Raw genomic sequence first — 18,816 nt, 5'->3', positions numbered from 1 at the left:
TTCATTCCTTTGCTGCGCGGGAGGGCGCCTGCTCGTTGTACAGGCCGATCACGGTGCCGACGAATCCGCCGGCCAGTCTGGTGCTCAGGAAGGTCGCATCCACGCCTGTCGCCAGGGGCGTCCACTGGTCCTTGCGCAGCGCGTAGGAGGCACCGAGGACGCCGCCATCGATGGACAGCCTGAGGTAGACGGGCCTGCCGGCGCGGGCGAGCGGCGCGCGGGCCAGCACGCGCCCCTGCTGCGGATCCTGCGCCGTCTTACGTACGCTCAGCGTCACCATGTCCCTGCCCTGCTCCCGCTGCACCCCGAGGAAAAGATAGGCGTCGTCGCTTTGCATGGCGACGAGGCCGGCGCGGTCACCGTCGCTGTCGGGCGTGTAGCGCAGTGCCGTGCTCACCGTGGCAATCGCGTGCGCCTGCTTGCGGCCGACGAATGCGGGCACGTGGTGGATGTCGCCGATCCCTCCCTCGCCGGCTTTCAGCACCAGGCTGCCGTGGTCCAGCGTGTAGGGCGCGGCGGCGGGAATGCGCACGCTCATCCAGCCCAGGCCCAGCTTGCGGCCCGTGAAATCATCGGCGTACGCATAGTCGCCGCTCTGCGGCTGTGCGGGACGCGGTTCCCGCGGCAATCCCGGGCGCTCGACCACGAACGGCACCGGCTTGCCGCGTTCCAGGATCACGGGCCACCCGTCCTTCCACGTCACGGGGAGCAGGAACGTCTCGCGGCCGATGTTGTACAGGTCCGGGCCGTAGTTGCGGGTCGCCAGGAACACCGACCACCACTGCCCGTCCGGCGTCTGCACGAATTCCGCATGCCCGGCCGTCCCGACCGCATGCGCCCGGTTGTCCGGCAAGTCGCGCTGGGTCAGGATCGGATTGCCGGCGTAGTTTTCGTAGGGGCCCGTGATGGCGCGGCTCCTGAACACCACTTCGGCATGCTGCTCGCCGGTGCCGCCCTGCGCGTCGATCAGGTAGTAGTAGCCACCCTTCCGGTACAGGTGCGGCGCCTCGGTCCAGAACGGCCTGGTGGACAGGTCGGCGCCGCCGTCGATGATCTGCCGGCGCGGTCCCGTCATGGTCCTGGTCGCCGGGTCGAACTCCTGCAGCCAGATGGCGCGGTGCCCCGGATAGAGGGCGCCGCCCTGGGGCGCGCCATTGTTCACGATGTACGCCTTGCCGTCCTCGTCCCAGAACAGCGACGGATCGATGCCGTCGAATTCGAAGGTGACCGGATCGGACCATGGGCCGGCCGGATCCCTGGCCGTGATGACGAAGTTCTTGCGATTGGTGCAGACGATGTAGAACAGGCCGTCGTGATACGAGATGGACGGCGCCATCAGGCCGGCCGACACCTTCATGCCGGAAAAGTCGACCTGGCCCGGACGGTCGATGGCGTTGCCGATCTGGGTCCACGTCACCAGATCGCGCGAATGGTAGATCGGCAGGCCCGGATAATGGACGAAGCTCGATGTGACCAGGTAGTAATCGTCGCCCACCCGGGTGATGCTGGGATCGGGCGCATACCCCGAGATGACCGGATTGACGAACTGGCCCGGCGCGGGCTTTGCCAGGGCGCTTTCCTGGCTCTTCCCGCTGTACGAATAAAAGCCGAACCTCGCATCGCCGGCATGCGCCGGCGATGCGAGGACGAGACCGGCGCACGCGACGGTCGCGATCAAATACTTCATCGATGTTCCTGTTTTAAAAATACGGATTCGCTACTGCGCCAGCGCCGCCACCTGCGCCGCGCTCAATGCGCCGCGGTAGATGCGGAAGTCGTCCAGCTTGCCGTTGAAGCACGGATCGCCCGAGTACTGCGAACGTCCGATCCAGTTCTGCATCGTGGCGCCGAGGCGGAACGGCGCGTGCGCGATGGCCGTGCTGGTGCCGACCGCGACGCCGTTCACGTACAGGGTGCCGGTCGTGCCGGACAAGGTCACCGCCACGTGCACCCACTGCCCCGTGGGCAAGGCCGCGCTGCCGTTGATGCCCTGCTCGCCGTAGTTGCCGTCGACGGTGGTGGCGAAGCGCACGACGCCGGCGCCGTTCCTCGGCGTCAGGTACATGTAGCGCCCCGTTCCCGAGCCCAGGTCGAAGATGCGCGTCCAGGTCTGCGCGGCATTCCAGTACACCCACGTGGCGACCGTGAAGTCCGACAGGTCGGCGAGCGCGCCGGTGGGCAGCGCCAGGTAATCGTCGGCGCCGTCCAGCGAAACGGCATTGCCGCTGCGGCCGGCGACCCACAGCGGGCCATTGGTCAGCGTCGCGTTGTGGCCGTTGCCGGTGGCATCGGTCGCCGTCGTGCCGCTGCTCTGGTCGAAGGTCAGCCAGGTGTGCAATTGGGTCGCGGTGACGACCTTCGCCTCGTTGGACGGCGCGGATTCGCCGGTCGGCGTCACGGCCGTCACCACGTAGTACCAGGTGCCGGCGGCCATGCCGCTGTCGGTGCAGGTGCGCGGATCGACGATGCTGCTGGCGACCGTCGTGTAGGGGCCGCCCGGCGTGGCCGAACGTTTGACGTTGTAGCTGGTCGCGTAGACGGTGCCCCACCACGACAGCACCACCTGTCCTGCGACCAGGATTGCAGTCAGGCCGCTCGGGTTGGCGCCGATGGCGATTGGATCGCGCGTGAACGTCAGCGTGCCCAGGCCCAGCTGGTCGCCGCTGCTGGCGCTTTCGGGGCGCAGTTTCGCAGCCATCGCGGCGACCCACGGCGCGTCGATGCCCCTGCGGTTCACGTAGTGGTTGTAGATCATTTCCCAGACCGGGCGCAGATTCGGCTGGCTCGCCGTGGAAAACACGCTCTGCGTGGTGTCCTTGTTCTGGTACGTCGTGTACGGCATCGTGTAGTAGCTGCCGTTGGCGTCTGCCAGGTTCGACTTGGCGACGTACTCGGCGCCGGCCAGGAAGCGGTTGGCGTTGTAGCCGTACATGTCGTCGCCCTGGTTCCAGGCCATCTCCATGAACGCTCCCGCCAGTCCCGCGCCAAGCGTGCAGTGGCCCTGGTCGCGGCCGCTCTCCTGCCACTGCCCCATGTAGCCGGGATGCAGGTAATAGACGGCATTGATGCTGGCGCCGTTGCCGCCACCCGCCTGGAAGTAGCTCATCGCCTCGTTGTAGATGTCCGCGCGATCGCACAGGATGCCGATGGCCAGCATCGACGCCAGGTTGCATTGGTCCCAGTTGGCCCAGTAGTGGAAGATGTTGGCGCCGTAATGATTGAGGAGGAAGTCATGGTTAATGGAATAGAACACGCTGACCATCATGTCCTGGAACTGCTTGAAATCCAGCGCCGCATAACCGGCATAGCCGCGCATGAGTTCCGCCGCGTTGGCGAACTGGTAGCCGTAAATCCCCGCGGCCAGCGCGGCGTTGGTGTCGCCGTTGATCGCCGTGAGCTTGTAGGCCCAGGCATTCAGGAAGGCGACAGCCTGGTCGGCGTAGCGCGTGTCGCCCGAAATCTGCCAGCGGAGAGCCGACTGGTAGGTGCGCGCGATATCGTTATAGAGAATGCTGGAGTTGTTCGTCGTGCTGCTGCGCGTGATCGTCGTCTGCGCGTTCGGCGTCTGCCCGAGCTGCGACATGGCACTGGCGGTCAGCACGTTCCAGCCGTCGAGCCACGGCTGCGCACGCGCCGCGACCTTGGTGCGCATCCGGTCGAGGTCGGCCTGGGCATGCAGCATCCCGGGGTGCACGAAAGCGCGCGCCGTGCCCGTCGTGGCCAGCTGGACCGCCGTCCGTTCCCCGGCGCCCGCCGTCGATCCGGCGCCGGCACCGCATCCCGCCAAGCCGAGCGGACCGAGAACCGCCAGGCCCAGCGTGCCCGCGCAAAAATTCCTGCGCTCCAACGACATTTCTTGCTGATCTTTTTTTGCCATGTCATCTCCTCTCTTGCGTCAAGGTGACGCTATCGATGGCGGCCCGGGCCAGGCGCCGCCCGCCTCAGTGTGTCGCCGGCTTGCCGCCGAAATAGGCCTGCAGGCGCGCGAGCTCGGCCGCGGTGATCGGCATCACGGCGCCATGCTTCGGCCCCGTGAAATTGGTCGCCTTCATCGGCGACCCCGGATCGTTGAAGCGGCCCAGGTTCTTGTACGTGACGAAGTCCTTCGTTTCCGAGAACCCCATGTTGTTTGGACGGGCGCCGAATACGTCGTACATCAGCACATACGTGTCCGTGCCGATGCGGCGCCACACCGTGGGGGCCTCGCACGGCACCGTCTCCGGGTCGACCTTGCGCGGATCGAAGACGAATCCGTCATTGATCCGGTCCGACACGGCGTGCCGCAGTCCGCCCGGCGTGTCGTGCGCGACATAGAACAGGTGGTATTTGTCGCCGACTCTGGTGATGTCGCCGTCGATCGTGCTCTTGCCCGGCTTGGGATACGTGAACAAGGCCCGGGGGGCCGTCTCCAGCGTCGTGAATGCGTCGTTGGCGTACGAGTAGACCATGTGGTTGTCGCCGCCCTTCACCCGTGTCGTGTAGTAGACCATGAGCTTGCTCTTCTCCGGATCGAAGATGGTCTCGGGCGCCCAGGCGGCGCCGATGTCGCCGTAGGCGGGGAACAGTTCGCCCGGATGGACCTCGGCATGCGTCCAGTGGATCAGGTCATAGGATTTCATCAGGATCAGGCCGCGGTTGTTGCCCCAGCCGTAATCCTGGGGACGCTCCCAGGGCGTGCTGCGCAAGCCTTCCCGCTGGGCGAAGATGTGCAGGTCCGTCATCGACATGTAGAACGCGTTGTCCGGCCCGCGCATGATGTGCGGATCGCGCACGCCCTTCTGCTCGGCGATGTCCTTCCCCAGCACGACGGGCTCGCCCCCGTTGACGTCGGTGAAGCTGTAGCCATCCGTCGAGGTGGCGAAGTGGATCGAGTGGTCTTCGTCGCGGAAGAACACGAACAGGTAGGCGGCCAGGTCGCGCTCCGCGGGCGGGCGGGCGTCCGCGCGCGGGGCAATCTTCGGCACCAGCTGCAACACGGTCGCGCCGGGCGTGCCGGCGGACAGCGCCAGCCCGAGGCCGACGACGGCATTCAGGACAATACTTTTCATCGAGGTCTGCACGTTGTTTCGCGTTTCACGCATGGACGTCACGTACGCTGGCCTGCCGTCGCAGCACCAGCACCATCGCCGCCACACCAATGACCACCAGCAGCACATCCGCCGGCTCCGGCACCACGGTCACGCTGTCGTCGAACACGGTCGCCAGCACGTCGCCGCTCGCGCCGGCGACCTGCGGCGGCGTCCACAGGAAGGTGGCCAGCGCGCCGGAGATGGGGTCGACGTTGCCGAGGTAGTTCGCGCCATCGAACGCGTCGACCTTGAAGACCGACACGTAGCCGGCGCTCGGGTCGTCGGCGCCCGTGATCGCCAGGTCGAACGACACGACGCCGCCGAACGTGGCCGCATGCGACAGCAGGTTGAGCGTGTCGTTGCCGAACTTGTAGCCTCCGCTGACCTGCTCCACGCCCCACTGGATGTCCGGCGTCGCGGCCAATCCCGCCAGGTTGCTGACCACCGCGGTGGCCAGCGGCGCGCCGGCAATGGCGCTGAACTCCATGTCGATATAACCGCTCGCCGCGCCGAAGGTGGAAGTATCGATGGACACGTGGAGCATGGTGGCCGACGCGGCGCCGCAACCTGCCGCCAGCGCCAGGGCCAGCGCCACACGCCGCAGCAGTTTTGTTGCCTGGTTTTGAAAATCGAAGAGCATGACCGATCCTTAGAAGTTACCCATGAACAGGGAGGGTGTGTAGCCGATGACCGAGCGGCCCGGGTCGCTGAAGGTCAACGGGATGCTGACGCTGGCGCCGGGGCTGAGCGAACCCGCCAACGTCACGTAAGGCGCGCCGCCGCTGTTGCCGCTGGCATTGTCCAGCGTCACGCCACTGGTCAGATTGCCCAGCTTGACTTGCAAAGGGGCGGACAAGGTCGACGACGTGTTGTTGGTCACCGTCACGCTGCCGACATACTTGCCGGTGCTGCGGTTCAGCGTCGCGCCGGTTTGCGTGAACTTGACGCTGGCACTCAGGTCGATCGGGCCGATGTTGATGGCCAGCGTGCGCGGCGCTTCCGCATTGCCCGCCTGGTCCACACTCCAGTAGTCCACCGTGTGGGCGCCCTTGGCGCTCAGCACCACCGCGCTGCCGCTTTGCTGCGCGCCGCCATCCACCTTGAACCAGGTGGTGACGCCGGGACTCGCGTCGGCGGCCGTGAAGCCGAGCGACACAGTCGAGCTGTACCAGCCGTTCGCCGGTGCGGCCGGGCTGCTGGTCACCGTGGTGACGGGCGCGCTCTTGTCGATGGTGACGGTGACGTTGTGCGGCTGCTCGACGTTGCCGGCCTTGTCCACACTCCAGTACGACAGCGCGTAACTGCCCTCGTAGCTCAGCAATACCGCGTTGCCCGTCTGCTGGGCACCGCCATTGACGTTGAAATAGGTCGCGGCAGTACCGGAGCTGTTATCGGTGACAGCGAAGGACACCGTGGTATCGACGTTCACCGGCACCTTCGGCGCGTTGTCGCTGGTGACGGGCGGCGTGGTGTCCGCGCCCTGCACCGTGCCGTGGAAGCGCACCTCATTCAGGTTGCCGTACCAGGCGGCGCCGTTCCAGATACGGATGTAGCGATACGGCACGCCGCCCGTGACCGGGAATGTCTGCCACTCGGGCGTTGCGGCCGCCGCCGTGGTCAGCGTCGTCCAGTTGGTGTTGTCGTTCGACCCTTGCACCACCGTATATTTCGCACGGGTGTAATACTGGTCCTGGCGCGCCAGCAGTTCGACGCCGGTCAGCGTGGCCTGGTTGCCCGCCTTGAAGTCGAACGTGATGGAGCCACCCGAACCGCTGGTGCCGAGCCGGTAGTCCGTCCCCGTGCCGGCATTGGCGTCGAACAGGTAGCCCGTGATCGTCGCGGTCGATGCGGCCGTCCGGTTGGACGTGGTATCGATCAGCGTGGTGCTGGCGGTCAGGTTGCGCAAGACGTCCGACTCGTCGACCAGGTACAGGACCGTGCCGTCGCTGACCTCTTTGAGCGGGTAACCGGTCTTGCCGGACGCCGTCGTGTAGTCGACTTCGAACTTCACCTGGCCGGGCGCGGTGCCTTGCGGCAGCGTGGCCGTGGCGACGAAGTTGATGTTGTCCGCCGTCGTGAGGGTGGCCGGCACGCCCTGGATGGTCGCGGTGACGTTATTGATCGCTTCCTTGGCCGTGAAATTCAGCTTCACGGTGTTGCCCGGGACGATACGGGTGCGCAGGGCCTGGGGCGAGCTGATCGAAGCGGTCGCAATCTTGTTGGTCGATGCGACCACGCCGTACAGCTTCAGCTCGTTCATGTTGCCATACCAGTTGCCGCCGTCGTAGACACGGATGTAGCGGTAGGGCTGGATGCTGGTCATGGACAGGGTCTGCCACTCCTGGGTCGCCGTGGCCGGGCTGGAAATCGTGTCCCAGTTCACGTTGTCATTGGAACCCTGGATGACGGCGCCACCGATCCGGCCGTAAAAACTGTCCTGGCGGGAGAGGATTTCGGCCTTGGACAGGGTCACCGTGCCGCCGCCCTTGAAGTCGAAGGACACCCAGGCGCCCCAGCCGCTGCCGTTGACACGGAAATCCGTACCGGTCGTGATGTTGTTATCGAACAGATAGCCGGCCACCGTCAGCAAGTCCGACATGCTGCGGCCGCTCGAATCGCTCGGCACGGTGATGGCGAGGGGATTCGCGATCATGCCGGTCTCGTCCGCGACGAACAGCGACGTGGCATCGGTGGTGAACAGCGTCGGCTCGGCATCCACGCCGTCGGCGGTCTTGTAGTTGATGAGGAACTTCACGTTGCCGGCCGGCGCGCTGTTATTGACCACCCAGGTGGCGGTCCAGTTCAGGTTGTCGGCGGTGGTCACGGTGGCGGGCTGGCCCTGTACCGTCGCCACGACGTTGTTGATCGGCTCGCTCGACGTGAAGGTCACCTTGACGGTGTTGCCGGCCACGACGCGTTTCTTGAGCGCCTGGTCCGAGCCGAGCGACACCGAAGTCAGCTTGTTGACCGTCGGATAGCGTGTACCGAAAATCCGGAATTCGGACATCTCCAGGATGGCGAATGGCTGATAGACGGGGACGAACGGCTCGATCATCTGCATCTTCAGGAACCGGAACTTCGTCGTCTTGACTTCATCCGAGACCGGCAGGTCCTGCATGAAGTCCGTCCTGACGGACAGGCCCGGCGTCAGGCGGGTCCAGTTTTCCTTGTCGTTGGAACCGAAGATGGCAACGCCGCCGGTACGCTCGGGGAAGCCGCCGACCGTCCGGACCTTGAAGTCGTTGGCTGCGACCTTGAAGCTCGGTCCGAAGTCCATGTTGAAGGTCAGGTTCGGTCCCCAGCCGCTGCTGGTGTCCTGGCTGTTGTCCACCAGGTTCGGGATCAGGTTGGCGGCGAAATCCGAACTGAAGAACATCTTGCGGAAGTCCAGGCTGCCATCGCTCAGCAGCGGGTTGACTTGCTCGAGCCCTGCCGCCGCGGTCCGCAATGCCGCCAGCTTCTGGTAGAACACGGCGTCGCTTGCGGTGTCGATCACGCTCATCATGTCGGCGTACGCGGCGTTGTAGGCCGGCAGCGTCGACTCGACATATTGCGTGCCCGCCGTGTATGGAGCGGTGGCCCGGTCGACCGCGCCCTGCCGGCCCGCGTCGACGATGACGGTGACGGTCTTCATCGTCACCGTGGTGCCGTCCGATGCGCCGACGTAGAAGGTATAGGTGCCGGCCTGGGTCGGATTCCACGAGAAAGCGCCGGTGGACGTATTGAAGGACGCGCCCGCGGGCAGGTTGTCGGCCTGGTACGTGACGGTTTCGCCGGCGCCCGGGTCGGTTGCCGACAGGTCCAGCGTGGCCGCTTGCGTGGTTCCCGCATAGCTGTAGAGCGTCTGGTCGGCCGTGCCGATGTTGAATGCCGGCGGGGTCAGCAAGGTGCTGGCCTTGACGTTGATATGGTCGACGTCGACCGTGGTGCCGTTGCCCGTGATCGTCAGCGGAATGTAGTCGCTCACATTGCCGGTAAAGATCACGTAACGCCACTCGCCATGCGTATTCGGCAAGGGGATGCTGGTACCGTAGTTGTCCATCAGCGCCGTGCCGTTGGTGCGGATGCGGATGCCGTAGTACGTCGCGCCGTAGCCGTAGCCGTACACGGAAAACCTCGTGCCTTCCGGCGCCGCGGTGGCCCGGATGAAGGTCGCGGAACCGTCGTTCACGACCGCGGACCGGCTGTCCAGCAACCGGTAGCGGTCTTCCGCTTCGCGGTACGGGTCGGTGGTCGGCTTCACCAGGTATTTGGCCCCTTCGGCTTCGGCCGCCTTCGGAATGCCGATCCAGAAATCGCCGCCGCCATCGGGACTGTCCCAGCCATACCCGATGCGGTCGGTGTAGAACCTGGTGAAATTGGGTGCGCGCTGCGTGAGGTCGATGCCACGGCCATATCTGTAGTAGTAGAACGGCTCCCAGTAGTTCAATCCTGACCTGCCGCGATATGCCCAAGACACGGCTTTATAGACAATGGTCGGCGTGCCGTCCGGGTCCATATGGGACGCGGTCGGAACCCAGGGAATCTCGAGGCCCGTCATGTAAGAGCCATACAGTTCGGCGGCGTCGAGAATGCGGTCATTCAGGAATTCATAGGGGCCGACCGCATTGGTCTCGGTGGACGGCGTGCCCGTCACCGGATCGACCTTGGTCCCCTGCGCCATCATCAGCCGCGCCAGGATGCCGGCATTGGTGATGTCGCCGCCGCCGTGCGCCTGGTCGCGGCCCATTTCGACGTGCTGGATCGCCGGCGCCACGTCTTCGCCCGTCAGGTCGTTCTTCGTCACCATGCGGAACAACTGCTTGATGGCGCCGTTCTGCCCCTGGTCCACCGCGTCCTTGTTCACCATGAACCATTCGACCGACTGGTTGTACAGGTCCCGGTTTTCGGAAAAGATGGCGCCTGTCATCGCGGCGATCGTCGTGTACAGGTGCTGGTTCATGAACCGGCAATTGCAGCTGTTGAAGGTCTGGACGACCGGGATGACCAGGTTGTCCGTGAACCTCGTGGTGTCATCGTCCGTCCACGCCAGCGCCGGCGTCTGCGTGGTCGTGTAGCGCAGGATTTCCGCCCCGCTCACCATCTTTTGCAGCGGGATGCCCGTGTGGATATGGGAATCGGTGTAGTACGCGTACTGGGCCGGGTCCATCAGCTCGTACAGCCGGATGATGCGCATCGCGTTGGCGCGATAGGTATCGTCGCCCGTCACCAGATACAGGACGGCCTGCGTATAGGCGGTGTTCGCATCGTCGATGAACAGTTTTTCGATCCCCTGCGTCGAGATGCCGTAGTAGCGCGGCTGCGTGGAATCGGTGGCGCTGATGTTCTTGATCGCGGGCGTCTTCGAGGCCGCGGCGGAGAGAAGCATGTTATTGAAATAGGTGTTCCACGGCTCTTTTTGCGCACGCACTTCGGCCCGCATGTTTTCCAGCTGGTCCTTGGTGAATCCGATACCGGGATGGCGGAAGCCGCTGGCATCGACCCGCTCGCTGAGCGTCGGCAGATAACCGGTGGCCAGCGTCTGGATCGTGTCGGCGGCGCACGCGCTGTCGACCTGGATCGTCAAGAGCATCGCGGCGAGGCTGGCGGCCAAGGCGATCCGGCCAATGTGCCGGAACCGCATCGCGGGTCCGGTTCTGGTTCTCTTCATAGTCTCCCCTCCTGATGTTATGTATTTGACGCGGTGACTCGTGCAGCCTGCGGCCGCTCTAGGTTATCGATATCATGCGTAAAGATCCGGCGTGCCGCATCGTCCGTTCGGACTATGGAAAAACGAAGATGCGCTGCCCTCTATTTCTCTGTCGTCGAGAGCGCGAGCACGCCATTGAGCAGGACCCGCACGAGTTCGCTCTGCCGTGTGACGCCGGTCTTCGAGAAAATTGCGCGCAGGTGGGCGCGCCCCGTATTGCGCAAGATGCCCAGCTTCCCGGCGGCTTCGTCCAGGCTGAGGCCGTTGAGCAGTTCGATCGCCAACTGGGCCTCGGCGGGCGTGAAGTCGAACAGCTGGCGCGCGATGTCATGCGCGGGTTCGGCAGCCACGTCCGGGTCGCGCAGGAATATCGCCACCATGGGCCGCGCGCGCGCGTCCGCCACCTCCGCCAGCGGAAAACCGCGGACCACCGCCGTCAGCTTGCGGCGCCCGGACGGCCGGCTCAGGCACATGGCCGTGACGCGCTTCGGGTGCTCGCGCGCGCTGGCCAGCAAACGGTGCAGGTCGCGCGTCTCGGCCTGGGTATTGGCCGCCAGGAGGCTGCCTGCCAACCTGACGCCGTCGGCGCTGTCGAGCATCTGGCACGCAGTGGGATTCGCCCGCAACAACTGACCGGCTTCGTCGAGCACGATCACGCCGATGTTCAGCCGCGCCAGCCCCTCTTCGTAGATCTTCATTTGCAGCTCGTTGCCGCTCAGGTGAGCCGTCAGCGTCAGTGCCTGCTTTATATGCGGCACGAACATGGCGAGCCGCTGCTTGTCCTCGATGTCGAATGGCGGTGCATGCTGGACGCGGCGAAGGCGCAGCATGGCCGTCGTTCCGGCCTGGGTCGTGATGTTAACCCCCATCACATGGCGCGCGTCGGCGGGCAAGGCCTGTCTCAAGTCATCACGGCAAAATGCACTGCCCTGCCACTGCGCCTCCGTCATGAGGTTCGAGCCCAGCATGACGCATTCCGGCGGCACGTCGATGAAGGGATCGAATTCGTACCATTTGCTGCGGCAGGCCTGCTCCATGGCCGGGTCGCCGGCCGGCACGCACACCAGATGGCCGGGATCGCTCGCGGATGAAGGCCGCACCATGAGCGCTGCGTTCGCAACCCGAAAATACTTCACCATGAGCGAGAGACAGCTGCGCCAAGGGTCCGTTTCGTGTACCGATTGATAGACCGCGTGGATCGTCAGATTGAACAAACCTGTCTCGTCGCCGGTCGCGGACGATAATAAAGTCGAGATAGCCATATCGAGGGTTCAGTTCAAAAGAGGTACCGCATTTGCACGCCGTAACGCTTGTTCAGCGGTACATAATTCATTTGATGATGCGTATCGCCGTAGTACTGCTCGATGTGGGCGCCGGTCATGTTGGCGCCGTCAAGTACGAGCGACAGCTGCCGGGTGATGTCGAAGCCGACGGCGAAGTCCAGCGTGCCGAAGGCCTTGACGAACACCGGCACGCCCTGCGCGCCCGACGAACTGGTCGTCGCGACGAAGCTGCTGCGGTGGTTGTAGGCGAGATGCGCCTTGACCCTGCCCCGCTCGTAGATGCCGATGACGTTGCAGCTGTTCCTGGACAAGCCCACGAGCGGGACGTCCCGGCCGGCGACGGACGATGGCGCCTGCGTATCCACGAACGTGCCGCTCGCCTGCACGCCCAGGCCGTCGAATGGCGCCGGCAGCCGGTCGAAAAACTGCCGGTAGGCGATTTCGATGCCCTTGATCCTGGAAAGACCTGTCTGCTTGTAGGTCGCGACCCGATACGCTTCCCCATCGATCGTCCGCGTTTCCGCCACGGTCTGGATGAAGCCCTCCGCCAGTTTGTAGAACAGATTCAGAGACGCCATGCCCTTGGCACCGGAATAGTGCTCCAGCGCCAGATCAACATTCCTCGACGTATAAGGCTTCAGGTCCGGATTGCCTTCCTCGGCGTCGTGCTGGACGGGATTTAAAATTCTCAAGCCCGCGTGCAGGTAAGAAAAATTGAGCTGTCCCACGGTTTTCGATGCGGCCAGCCGGAATACCAGGTCATCCCGCACCTGGACCTTGGCATTGAACGATGGCAGCACGTCCTGCCGCGTCGAATCGCTGGCCCGCGGCGCCAGTGCGCCCGCCGCATCCGCGGCATACGAGTCACCGTGCAGGGCCGTGTCGACATAGCGCACCCCGACATTGCCGCTGGCGGGTTTACCGGCAACGTCAGTGGCGAAATTGAACTTTACGTACGCCGCCGTGGTTCGTTCGTGATTGCGCTGCGCATAGTCCGGCATGGTCGTGTCGACAGCCGGCAGGCCGTACAGGGCGCGCAGCGCCGCCTGCTGGCGCACCGCGGCGATCGCGAACGCGGGATAGGCGCCGATCTCGCGCGACTGGGCCGCGGGAACCTGGTACAGAAGCGCCGGATCGACAGCGGCGAGGGATGTGCCGCCGTTGCACCCGTCGATGCAATACTCGTGGACGAAACCGAACGCCCGGCGCGTGTAACCGTTCAGGCGCACGCCGACGTCGACCGAGCGGAGCGTGGCGCGATCGAGGCGGACGTTTGCGTCGAGCGTCGCCGCGGTACTTTTCTGCGTCCCGTCCGCAGCGATCGAGAGCAGATAGGCCGGGCGAAAATTCACGCGATCGGTCAGGTCGACGCCCGACACCGACACGTGCGACGCCGCGCCATCGTTGATGGCCAGGCTCATCATCGGGATGCTCGCGTAGGTTCCCCATTCGACCAGCGTATTGCGTACGGCCGTCTCGTTGCGAGAAAGGCGCGCCTTGACGGTCAGCCTGCCGCCGTCGCCCCATTGCCCGCCCAGGTCGTAGAGCTTGATCTTGCGGCCTTCGTTGCCGACGACGGACGCGGTGGTCATCGTACTGTCGGCGAACGTCCCGCGCCGCAGGTTGTCGCCGCCGTCGCCATTGCCGTCACCCCACAATTCATAGTCCGAGGTCGGACGACCCGCATACAGGCGCGCCGTCTGGAACCGCTGGTCCAGGAGGTAGTGCATGTCGAAATAATCGGCGTAAAGACTGATGGCTGCCCCGGGGCGCCACTGGAATGCGGCGACGTGGGTGTCGCGTTCACGCTCGCCGTTGTGGCCATTACCGGTGAACATGCCGACCGGCAGCGTGACCGTCTTGCCGGAACCGGCGTAATTGCCGACCGAATGGGGACGCTGCACCTCATCCTCGGTCAGGCCGAACACGCTGCCGGCATGTGCAAGGTTGAGCAGTACGCCCAGCTCGCCGACGCCCGTCGTCCAGCGCCTGCTGATCAACCCGGACGCCTGCGCGCGGCGCTTGCCGCCAAAACCCGGCGCCATCTCGTAATACGTTTCCTTCACGGTGAGGTTTGCCGTCGAACCCTTGATATCAAACGGTTGACGGGTACGGAGATTCAGGATGCCGCCCAAGCCGCCTTCCACGTCGCTGGCCACGGCACTCTTGACGACGTCGACGCCGGCCAGCACGTCCGCCGGAACGTCCTCGAGGTCGAGGTTGCGGCCATTGGCCTCGCCCGACTGCGCCTTGGCACCGTACACTTCCAGCCCGTTGAGCAAGACCTTGGACTGCTTCAGGCCGCGAATCGCGAACGCGCCGCCCTCTTCCAGATAGCGCTGCACCTGCACACCCGGGACGCGCTGGGCGGCTTGCGCGGCATTCTGGCCCTGCAGCCTGGCGATGTCGGCGGCGGCGACGGCATCGACCATCGCGTCCGCGTCGCGCTTCCGGTCGCGCGCCTCTTCCGGCCCGCCACGGACGCCGCTGACGATCACCGTCGGCGCCTCGCCTCGCGGTTCGACCGCCACCCTGGCCGCCGGACGCGCAGCGGCACGGACGATCACCACCGCATCGGCGGCGTCGCGCACAGCCCGCAATGGCGTCCCATCGAGCAGCCGGGACAAGGCCGCTTCCGGCGTCATCCTTCCCCTGACCGCCTTGCCGGCCAGGCCGGCGACTTCGGCCACCTTGTACAGCAGTTGCGCGCCCGACTGTGCCGCATACGTGTCGATGGCAGTCTTCATGTCGCCGGCAGGAATATCGAACTCCCGGACCGCCGACTGCGCCCTGGCATCGAGGCAAACGGCAAGCAAGCATGCGATGGCCAGCTTGGCAGCATGGGGAGGTTGTCTCATGGTTTCTCGTTACAAAGGCGGACCGTCACTTCCATGGTAAGACGATGCACGCCAGAAAATCCCCCATCTTTATCGAAATTTATTTTCGACAATCCGCGCATGGGTATGGCATGCTGTTTCCATGTCATCCGATTTACATGAAGCGCTGGACAACTGGTTTGTTCAAGAAGTGCTTCCCCTTGAACCCATGCTGATCGGCTTTCTTCGGCATCATTGCCGCGAAACCGATGACATCGTGGATCTGCGCCAGGACGTGTACGTGCGCGTGTACGAAGCCGCCGAAGTGGGCTTGCCGGCCAACACGAAGGCCTTCGTCTTCGCCGTCGCCCGCAACCTGCTGATCGACCGCGCGAGACACAGGCAAGTCGCCGCGGTCGTCGCGCTGGCGCCGTCCGGCGAGCTCCCGGATGCCGTCGACGAGTTGTGTCCCGAGCGCCATGCCATGGGCCGGCAAGCCGTCGAACGCCTCGAGGAAGCGTTCTCCGATCTGCCCCCCAAGTGTCGTGAAGTCGTCGAACTGCGCAAGATTGCGGGATTGTCGCAGCGCGATGTGGCGGCCCAGTTGGGAATCACCGAGGGCACAGTCGAAAAGCAGATCGCGAAAGGCATACGGTTTCTTGCGGCCGCCCTTGGCGCCTGCCGCAACAAAGTGAAGACGATCAGCGAACCCGAGGTTGCATGAGCAAGCATCTGGACATCGAACGACAGGCGGCGGCGTGGCTGGCCAGGAAAGACAGCGGCAATTGGTCGGCTGTCGATCAGGCGCAACTCGATCAATGGCTCGCCTTGGCGACGGCCCATCGTGTCGCCTACCTGCGCCTGGCCGCGGCGTGGTCGAAGGCCGGCTCGACCGCCGCTTGCGCAACCGGGCCAGCCGCGCCGCCGGCACAGCCCGATCCGGCCCCGGCGCAAGCGGAACGCCGGTCCCTGCCGCGATTCTCCCAATGGCGCATCGCCGCCGCCATTCTGGTGGCGGTAGGCGCTGCCGCGGGCTGGTCGGCTGTGCGGAGTCCTCCTGCCGAAGTTCGCTACGCGACCCGGCTCGGCACCCACCGGACGTATGCGCTGCAGGACGGAAGCAAACTCACGTTGAACACGGCAACGTTGCTACGCGCGCGCGTGAGCCGGAGCGCGCGCATGGTCTGGCTCGACGAAGGTGAGGCCTATTTCGAGATCGCACACGATGCCGCCCACCCGTTCGTCGTGATGTCCGGAGCAAACAGGATCACCGTGCTGGGCACGAAGTTCACCGTTCGGCGTGAAGCCAGCGGCACCGAGGTCGTGGTCGTCGACGGTCGTGTCCAGGTCGAGAATGGGCAACTGCCGAGCCGGACGCCGGTCATCCTGGCAAGACACCAAAAAGTCGTCGCCACGCCGGTCACGATGCGCGAGTCCGACGAGAGCGACGCGGCAATCGACCAACTGTTGAGTTGGCGGGAAGGCAAGCTGGTATTCGATCAAGTCACGCTCGACGAGGCCGCCAGCGAGTTCAACCGCTACAACAAGCGACGGCTGGTGCTGGCCGACGCCGACGCGGCCAAGCTGAAAATCGGCGGTCGCTTCGACGTGGACAATATCAAAGGCTTCACCAACTTGTTACAGCGAGGCTTCGGCCTCGACGTGCGCGAAAGCGGTGACACGATCACCATCGCAAGTCGCCGCCCGTCGACGGAGCGCCGGGCCGGCATGGCACATGCGCATCGCGATTGACGCCCGGTTCGCCATTTCCGTTCGTGCCTGCCCGGTCTTACAGCGGCGCTGAATGCCCCCGCTTGTCAGCGGCCCGCGCGACGATCGCGTCCGCGCGCGCCTGCGCCTGGGCTTTTTCGGCGGGTGTCAGGCCGGTGCCGATCTCGTCGAGGAAAGGCCCGTTGAACGGGATCGCCTGCGGTTCCGGCACGCCGTCCAGCTTGACCATGATGTCGCGCAGCGCGATGCCGTAGGCCAGCGCGCTCTGGCGGTCGGCGGCGATCGCGGGGTGCCCGAACCAGAATCCCGTGAACAGTTGATACAGGCTCGACCAGTAGCCATCCTCCGCCTGCGCGCTCAGCATGCCGTTGACGCGCGCCTTCCATTCCTTGACGAGCGGGTCGTCGGGACGCGTCATCAGCGCGGTCGGGTCGCCGAACGGGCCCTCCTCGACCAGTTCCGCCAGCGCGCCGTCCACGCCCGCGCGCGCGGCGCGCTCGAGGTGGTCGATGCGCGCCATCTTCGTTCTTTCGTTCAATGTCGCGCAGGCGTGCGCGGGATCGGCGAGCGTGTCCGGCTCGTTCCCGTCGCGCTCCGGCTGCCGGCCCGTGCGCTCGAACACGACGCAGGCGTGCAGCAGCCACCACGCGCGGTAGGCGTCGCGTGCATCGCCGCTCGCGGCCAGGCGGTCGATGCGCTGCGCCAGCGGCTCAACGGGCGCGGGCGTCGGCGCAAGCGCGGGCACGTCGGACAGCCACGCCGGCGCCCCAGCTGCGGGCGGGGCCGCCGCAGGCACAAGAAGGGGTGCGGTCGCGGCCGGCTGCGTCATCCGCCACGCGGGCACCGCCAGCACCACCACCAGGCCCAGTGCCGCACATGCCGGCACGACCGTTTTCCACTTCACCTTGCCTCCTGCGTTCTTCGTTCATTAACAGCCTAACAAAGCCGTGACCACCAGGGCAACGCCGATGCTGTAACAGGATGTTGCGGCAAAGCTACTGTTCAAGAATCCGATCCATAATCGAGCCGTATTTGATGGGCAGCGCACAGAATTGTCCGGCACGCGGGGGTAGACTGTAATCATGAGCACAAACAAAAAATTGGCGGCAGGTATGGCTGGGTTTGCCAGCATGTTGTGGCTGGGCCTCACGGCCGCGGTCGCGGCGAACCAGCGCCGCCTCGTGTTCAATCCCACCGTCGAGCGCGAAGTGGAACATCCGCGCAGCAGTGGCCACCGCACCCGCCCCGTCGTGCTGCGCGCGAAGGACGGCACGCGGCTGTCCGGCTGGCTGATGACGCCGCGCACGCCTGGCTTGCGTCCCGCCGTCATTTATTTCGGCGGCCGCTCCGAGGAAGTATCCTGGGTCGTGCGCGATGCCGGCAAGTTGTTTCCCGGCATGGCCGTGCTGGCCGTGAATTACCGCGGCTACGGCGACTCGCAAGGCGATCCGGCCGAAGCGCACATGATCGACGACGCCTGCATGCTGTTCGACTGGATGGCGGCGCACCACCACGTCGATCCGCGCCGCATCGCCGTCGTCGGCCGCAGCCTCGGTTCCGGCGTGGCCGTGCAGGTGGCGAAGGAGCGCCCCGTGCACTCCGTCGTCTTGATCACGCCGTACGATTCGATCCTGGCGCTCGCCAAGCGCAAGTTCCGCGTGATGCCGATCGAATACATGCTGCGCCACCGCTTCGAATCGATCAAGTACGCGCCCACCTTGAAGGCACCGACGTTCGTGCTGCGCGCGGCCAGCGACGACATCGTGCCCCACTCGCACACCGACCAGTTGGTCGGCAAACTGGCCCAGTTGATCGGGGACGAGACGGTGCCGGATTCCGACCACATGAACATCCCCTACCTGGAAGACACCCAGGGCCGCATCGCCCGCTTCCTCACGTCGCAGTTCGCCAAGCCGGTCGAGGCCGCCGGACTGCCGTCGACGGCCTCCATCCCCGCACCGGCCGCGACGGAGATCGTCGTCGCACCCGCCACGACGGCCGCCGCCGTGGTCGCGGCCGCGGCGATTCCCGCGCCCCTCGCCGAGCAATAAAGACAACGTCTCGCTGTCCGCAAGAAATCGTGCGGACCCATGCCTATTTATATGATGGGCAAATAAATCACTAAGCAAAATCGTATTTGCCACGAATAAACGGGCTGATGCATAGTGCCAAGATGGGTTGCGAAGGTCACCACATTCCCGCACAGCATCATGGTCCAGACGCCTGCC

Annotated in this window: 11 protein-coding genes; 3 read left to right on the top strand and 8 right to left on the bottom strand. The window is 65.1% G+C overall.

All coding sequences use genetic code 11. The annotated features are described in order from the left end of the window. Window position 1: 1 nt before the first annotated feature. The 7 genes from NX784_RS11605 to NX784_RS11575 form a co-directional block, all read right to left on the bottom strand. On the bottom strand, window positions 2-1,687 hold the full coding sequence (locus NX784_RS11605; protein ID WP_258816819.1) for a glycoside hydrolase family 43 protein: 1,686 nt from the start codon (window positions 1,685-1,687) through the stop codon (window positions 2-4). Between the two features lie 30 nt (window positions 1,688-1,717). After that, window positions 1,718-3,877 (bottom strand): LamG-like jellyroll fold domain-containing protein, encoded by a 2,160-nt coding sequence (locus tag NX784_RS11600; RefSeq protein ID WP_258816818.1) that lies wholly within the window; start codon window positions 3,875-3,877, stop codon window positions 1,718-1,720. Between the two features lie 64 nt (window positions 3,878-3,941). Continuing rightward, window positions 3,942-5,048, bottom strand: coding sequence for a glycoside hydrolase family 43 protein (locus tag NX784_RS11595; RefSeq protein ID WP_258816817.1), 1,107 nt, complete (start codon window positions 5,046-5,048; stop codon window positions 3,942-3,944). 25 nt (window positions 5,049-5,073) lie between these two features. Then, a complete protein-coding gene (locus tag NX784_RS11590; RefSeq protein ID WP_258816816.1) occupies window positions 5,074-5,709 on the bottom strand; it encodes an NF038129 family PEP-CTERM protein in 636 nt (211 codons plus the stop codon). 9 nt (window positions 5,710-5,718) lie between these two features. Further along, entirely contained in the window at window positions 5,719-10,719 is a 5,001-nt protein-coding gene (locus NX784_RS11585) for an OmpL47-type beta-barrel domain-containing protein (RefSeq protein ID WP_258816815.1), read from the bottom strand. A gap of 140 nt (window positions 10,720-10,859) precedes the next feature. After that, a complete protein-coding gene (locus NX784_RS11580) occupies window positions 10,860-11,972 on the bottom strand; it encodes a helix-turn-helix transcriptional regulator (protein WP_258816814.1) in 1,113 nt (370 codons plus the stop codon). Between the two features lie 62 nt (window positions 11,973-12,034). Beyond that, the gene (locus NX784_RS11575) at window positions 12,035-14,899 is read right to left on the bottom strand and encodes a TonB-dependent receptor (protein ID WP_258816813.1); all 2,865 of its coding nucleotides are present in this window, start codon (window positions 14,897-14,899) and stop codon (window positions 12,035-12,037) included. Between the two features lie 121 nt (window positions 14,900-15,020). Between NX784_RS11575 and NX784_RS11570 the strand changes: the two genes are divergently transcribed. Continuing rightward, entirely contained in the window at window positions 15,021-15,581 is a 561-nt protein-coding gene (locus NX784_RS11570; protein ID WP_258816812.1) for an RNA polymerase sigma factor, read from the top strand. Beyond that, window positions 15,578-16,609, top strand: a complete 1,032-nt coding sequence (locus NX784_RS11565; RefSeq protein ID WP_258816810.1) for a FecR family protein — start codon at window positions 15,578-15,580, stop codon at window positions 16,607-16,609. Before NX784_RS11570 ends, NX784_RS11565 begins: the two co-directional genes overlap by 4 nt. A 37-nt stretch (window positions 16,610-16,646) precedes the next feature. On the opposite strand, the gene NX784_RS11560 is transcribed toward NX784_RS11565, so the two are convergent. Further along, entirely contained in the window at window positions 16,647-17,492 is an 846-nt protein-coding gene (locus NX784_RS11560) for a hypothetical protein (RefSeq protein ID WP_258816809.1), read from the bottom strand. Between the two features lie 208 nt (window positions 17,493-17,700). On the opposite strand from NX784_RS11560, the gene NX784_RS11555 reads away from it, so the two are divergent. Beyond that, window positions 17,701-18,639 carry an alpha/beta hydrolase gene (locus NX784_RS11555; RefSeq protein ID WP_258816808.1) on the top strand — a complete coding sequence of 313 codons (939 nt, stop codon included), beginning with the start codon at window positions 17,701-17,703 and terminating at the stop codon, window positions 18,637-18,639. The last annotated feature ends 177 nt before the right edge of the window (window positions 18,640-18,816 follow it).

Source organism: Massilia pinisoli, assembly GCF_024753285.1.
In the GTDB taxonomy this organism is placed as follows: Bacteria; Pseudomonadota; Gammaproteobacteria; order Burkholderiales; family Burkholderiaceae_D; genus Telluria; species Telluria pinisoli.
The sequence above is the reverse complement of the archived record's forward strand: the minus strand, read 5'-3'. Positions and strand labels throughout refer to the sequence as shown.

Coding starts and splice junctions, on each gene's coding strand:
- NX784_RS11605 (WP_258816819.1), bottom strand. CDS start 1,687: ATGAAGTATTTGATCGCGACCGTCGCGTGCGCCGGTCTCGTCCTCGCA.
- NX784_RS11600 (WP_258816818.1), bottom strand. CDS start 3,877: ATGGCAAAAAAAGATCAGCAAGAAATGTCGTTGGAGCGCAGGAATTTT.
- NX784_RS11595 (WP_258816817.1), bottom strand. CDS start 5,048: ATGAAAAGTATTGTCCTGAATGCCGTCGTCGGCCTCGGGCTGGCGCTG.
- NX784_RS11590 (WP_258816816.1), bottom strand. CDS start 5,709: ATGCTCTTCGATTTTCAAAACCAGGCAACAAAACTGCTGCGGCGTGTG.
- NX784_RS11585 (WP_258816815.1), bottom strand. CDS start 10,719: ATGAAGAGAACCAGAACCGGACCCGCGATGCGGTTCCGGCACATTGGC.
- NX784_RS11575 (WP_258816813.1), bottom strand. CDS start 14,899: ATGAGACAACCTCCCCATGCTGCCAAGCTGGCCATCGCATGCTTGCTT.
- NX784_RS11570 (WP_258816812.1), top strand. CDS start 15,021: ATGTCATCCGATTTACATGAAGCGCTGGACAACTGGTTTGTTCAAGAA.
- NX784_RS11565 (WP_258816810.1), top strand. CDS start 15,578: ATGAGCAAGCATCTGGACATCGAACGACAGGCGGCGGCGTGGCTGGCC.
- NX784_RS11555 (WP_258816808.1), top strand. CDS start 17,701: ATGGCTGGGTTTGCCAGCATGTTGTGGCTGGGCCTCACGGCCGCGGTC.